Origin of the sequence: Butyrivibrio sp. (genome assembly GCF_015056685.1) — a bacterium.
Classification (GTDB): Bacteria; Bacillota; Clostridia; order Lachnospirales; family Lachnospiraceae; genus Butyrivibrio.
The window spans coordinates 1-4,305 of sequence record NZ_SVFW01000091.1; the positions used below are offsets into that span (position 1 = coordinate 1).

The 4,305-nt window shown below is 42.3% G+C and carries 3 protein-coding genes; all 3 read right to left on the minus strand.

Annotation, left to right across the window (positions count from 1 at the left end):
• Positions 1–55 precede the first annotated feature (55 nt).
• Positions 56–3,307, minus strand: a complete 3,252-nt coding sequence (gene carB / locus E7303_RS17850) for a carbamoyl-phosphate synthase large subunit (RefSeq protein ID WP_292146812.1) — start codon at positions 3,305–3,307, stop codon at positions 56–58.
• Between the two features lie 158 nt (positions 3,308–3,465).
• Positions 3,466–3,840 carry a desulfoferrodoxin family protein gene (locus E7303_RS17855; protein WP_292146813.1) on the minus strand — a complete coding sequence of 125 codons (375 nt, stop codon included), beginning with the start codon at positions 3,838–3,840 and terminating at the stop codon, positions 3,466–3,468.
• A 141-nt stretch (positions 3,841–3,981) separates the two neighbouring features.
• Positions 3,982–4,305 (minus strand): arsenate reductase/protein-tyrosine-phosphatase family protein (locus E7303_RS17860; RefSeq protein WP_442861657.1); only part of this gene is annotated, 324 nt, incomplete at its 5' end.

Consider the following 4,305-nt stretch of genomic DNA (forward strand, 5'->3'; position numbering starts at 1 on the left):
AACAAGAAACCTGCATTTTACTGCAGGTTTCTGATTGTTTTATCAAAAGAACTACTTAAAGCTGTTTATGGTAATCCTGAAGAGAATTTATGCTTCCGCATCCTTTGACCTTAACTTCATGTATTCCTTCTGCTGCCGCCTTGCCTGCTGCAACAGTAGTAATGTATGGAATGCGGGCTTTTATTGCTGCTTTTCTTAAATATGCATCATCATGTTCAGTGTATTTACCAATAGGAGTATTGATAATAAGCTGTACCTCTCCGTTTTTGATCACATCTTCAACGTTAGGCCTTCCGCCTTCATAATTCTTCATTATCCTGGTAGCGCTGATTCCTGCCTCAACAATTGTGTCATATGTCTTACCTGTAGCATAGATCTTGAATCCATCTGCAGCAAAGCTCTTTGCAAGTTCAGCTGCAGCAGGCTTATCCTCTGTATTGAGAGATATGAGCACAGCTCCTTCTAATGGAAGGGCAGCATTTGCAGCTTCTGAAGCCTTAAAGAAAGCTTCTCCGGGAGTCTTTGCAAGTCCAAGTACTTCACCTGTTGACCTCATTTCAGGTCCAAGGACAGGATCAACCTCAGGGAACATATTAAATGGGAATACAGCCTCTTTAACACCGTAATATGGAGGCTCTTGCTTTTTCTCTTTTTCCTGGATCAGCTCTTTTACCGGTGAAGGGCGTCCTGTTATAGATGCAGTAATGATATCTGTTGCAACAGGAACCATCTTGATACCACAAACCTTGGAAACAAGAGGAACTGTTCTTGATGCACGTGGATTGGCTTCTAGAACGTAGACAGTGTCATCTTCGATGGCATACTGCATGTTCATAAGTCCCACTACATTCATCTCGACAGCGATCTTCCTTGTATATTCCTCGATAGTCTTAAGGTGCTTTTCTGGAATATGCTTGGATGGCACTATGCAGGCTGAATCTCCTGAGTGGATACCTGCAAGTTCAATATGCTCCATGACTGCAGGTACAAAAGCCTCGGTGCCATCACTTATGGCATCAGCCTCACATTCAAGAGCATTGTGAAGGAATCTGTCGATAAGTATCGGTCTGTCAGGTGTTACACCTACAGCTGCCTTCATGTAGCCTTCCATGCTCTCTTCATCTCTTACTATTTCCATTCCGCGTCCGCCAAGAACAAAAGATGGACGAACCATTACAGGATAACCGATCTTTGCAGCAATTTCTTTTGCCGTTTCAACATCAGATGCCATTCCTGACTCTGCCATAGGGATGCCCAGCTTATCCATCATCATACGGAACTGATCTCTGTCCTCAGCAAGGTCAATTACTTCAGGTGTTGTGCCAAGGATGTTAACACCTTCTTCTTTAAGCTTTGCTGCAAGATTAAGAGGTGTCTGTCCACCAAACTGAGCAATTACGCCGATAGGCTTTTCTTTTCTGTATATCTGAAGTACATCCTCAAGGGTAAGTGGCTCAAAATAGAGTTTATCTGATGTGTCATAGTCTGTTGAAACTGTCTCAGGGTTGCAATTGACGATAATAGTCTCAAAGCCAAGTTTCTTAAGGGCCATAGCAGCGTGAACACAGCAATAGTCAAATTCTATACCCTGCCCGATCCTGTTAGGGCCACCGCCAAGGATCATTATCTTTTTATTGTCTGAAGAAGGAGCGCTCTCAACAACGCTTCCCTCATCTTCATGCTGATAGGTTGAATAGTAATATGCGCTTCCGTCAGTGCCGTATACATGAACACCTTCCCAAGTCTCGCATAGTCCGGCTTTTTCTCTTTCATTTCTGATGTCATCTTCTGTAACACCAAGAATCTTTGAAAGGTATTTATCAGAGAATCCATCTTCTTTTGCCTTAATAAGGTCAAGGGCTTTTGGAACTTTAGAAGTGTATTTTGATGTAAGCTCCATCTCCTCTTCCACAAGGTCTTTCATCTCATTAAGGAAGTAGTGCTTTACTTTGGTGATATCGTGTATCTCATCTACTGATACACCTTTTTTCATAGCTTCATATATAAGGAAATATCTCTCAGAAGAAGCATCTTTGAGCATGCGGAGAAGCTCTTCTTTTGGCATTTTTTCGAACTTCTCTATAGCGCCAAGACCATAGCGGTCCTTTTCCAAAGACCTGATAGCCTTTTGGAACGCCTCTTTAAAGTTCTTACCAATGCTCATAACTTCGCCAACAGCACGCATCTGAGTTCCGAGTTTGTCCTCAACTCCATGGAATTTCTCAAATGCCCAGCGGGCGAACTTAACAACAACATAGTCGCCACCCGGAACATATTTATCAAGAGTTCCGAATTTAGAATCAGGAAGTTCTGAAAGAGTAAGTCCTGTTGCAAGCTTGGCTGAAACAAGGGCAATAGGGAAGCCTGTAGCCTTGCTGGCAAGGGCAGATGAACGTGATGTACGTGGATTGATCTCGATAACGACGATACGACCTGTTTTAGGGTCGTGAGCAAATTGAACATTAGTACCACCGATGACTCCGATGTGTTCAACGATTTTATATGCCTGACGCTGCAGCTCTTTTTGAAGGTCCTCACTTATTGTGAGCATAGGAGCTGTGCAGAAAGAATCACCTGTATGAACGCCGACAGGATCAACGTTTTCAATGAAACATACAGTGATCATGTTATTGTCTTTGTCTCTTACTACCTCAAGCTCAAGCTCTTCCCAACCAAGGATTGACTCCTCAACAAGGACCTGATGAATGATTGAAGCTTGAAGGCCACGGGAGCAGACAGTCTGAAGTTCCTCTTTATTGTAAACAAGACCGCCTCCAGCGCCTCCCATTGTATAAGCAGGACGAAGAACAACAGGATAACCAAGCACGTCAGCTTCTTCAAGGGCCTCTTCTACACTATAACAAGCCTTTGAGCGAGCCATCTCGATGCCGAGCATATCCATGGTCTTTTTAAACTCTGTTCTGTCTTCGCCACGTTCAATAGCGTCAACCTGAACACCTATAACTTTTACATTAAATTTATCAAGGATACCTGCTTTATAAAGCTCAGAACACAGATTAAGTCCGGACTGACCACCAAGATTAGGTAGTAGAGCATCCGGTCTTTCTTTTTCAATAACTGCTGTAACACGTTCCACATTAAGTGGTTCAATATAAGTCTTATCCGCCATTTCAGGATCAGTCATGATCGTTGCCGGATTCGAATTAACCAGTACTATTTCATACCCCAGACTGCGAAGCGCTTTTAAAGCCTGCGTTCCCGAATAATCAAATTCACAGGCCTGCCCGATGACAATTGGTCCCGAGCCGATGATCAGTACTTTGTGAATATCTGTTCTCTGTGCCATTTCACTCCTCCAAAAACTATTTTTAATTATCTTTTCTACTTTACCATCTTAAAGTGTTTAGCACAAGAACTTTTTTATTGTAGAAATGAGCATAAAAAAATAAGTAAAAAAGTGCTGTCACCTTGAATTTAAAGTGACAGCACTACGTGTGGTCAATATCAGATTTCTTTTACCCAAAGTCCATGGAGGTTGCAGTATTCATATGCAGCAACTGCCTTCTCGCCTTCTGCCAGAACAAACTGTGCGCAAGGCTTCTCGCCGGGGTTAAGCTTCTTTATCATGCAGCCCTTGTCTGTCTCTAAACAGATGAACTGGATGTAATGCTCAGCAAGCATTGGATGCTCAACTTCGCCAACAACTACTGTTACAATGTTGCCATCTACTGTAACTGCAGGAACATGTTTTTCCATAGCTCCGTCAGTAGCGCCGGGAACAAGCTCTTTCATAGGCTCTCCGCAGCAAACCACAGGAACACCTGAATCATTTAGTTTTGTAATAATGTTGCCACAATGTTCACATCTGTAAAATTTCATAACGAAACCTCCTAATGTAAAAACATGGGAATCTTAATTAAGTACGTTGTGACTCCCATTTTTGGGTAAATGATACAATATCATTTTATCATAATTGCGTCTTACAACATACATAATTATGCAGGCCATTTTGTCGGTTATTTATCCTCTTGGAAAATCATCGTGGATAAGGCCCATATCTCCGGTACCATCTCCATATTCATCATTATTGTCATCATTATCATCTGCCAACACTTCTGAAAATTCAGGACTTACCATTATCTGTCTGAACAGGCCGTGGCATCCATCAGAGCAGTCTCTCCAGGTAGCATCAAAATTGCCCGTGTACCAAGGATCAGCCACATCTCCATCTCTGTCAGTAAAGTCCAGCATTTTATATATCTTTTTATCAGGATCACCACCAAATATACGATTGAGATCGCGTATATTGGCGCTATCCATGCCAATTATAAAATCGAACCTGTC

Bases quoted from the DNA above. Each gene is read 5' to 3' on its own strand.
- E7303_RS17855 (WP_292146813.1), bottom strand. From the start codon at position 3,840: ATGAAATTTTACAGATGTGAACATTGTGGCAACATTATTACAAAACTA.
- carB (WP_292146812.1), bottom strand. From the start codon at position 3,307: ATGGCACAGAGAACAGATATTCACAAAGTACTGATCATCGGCTCGGGA.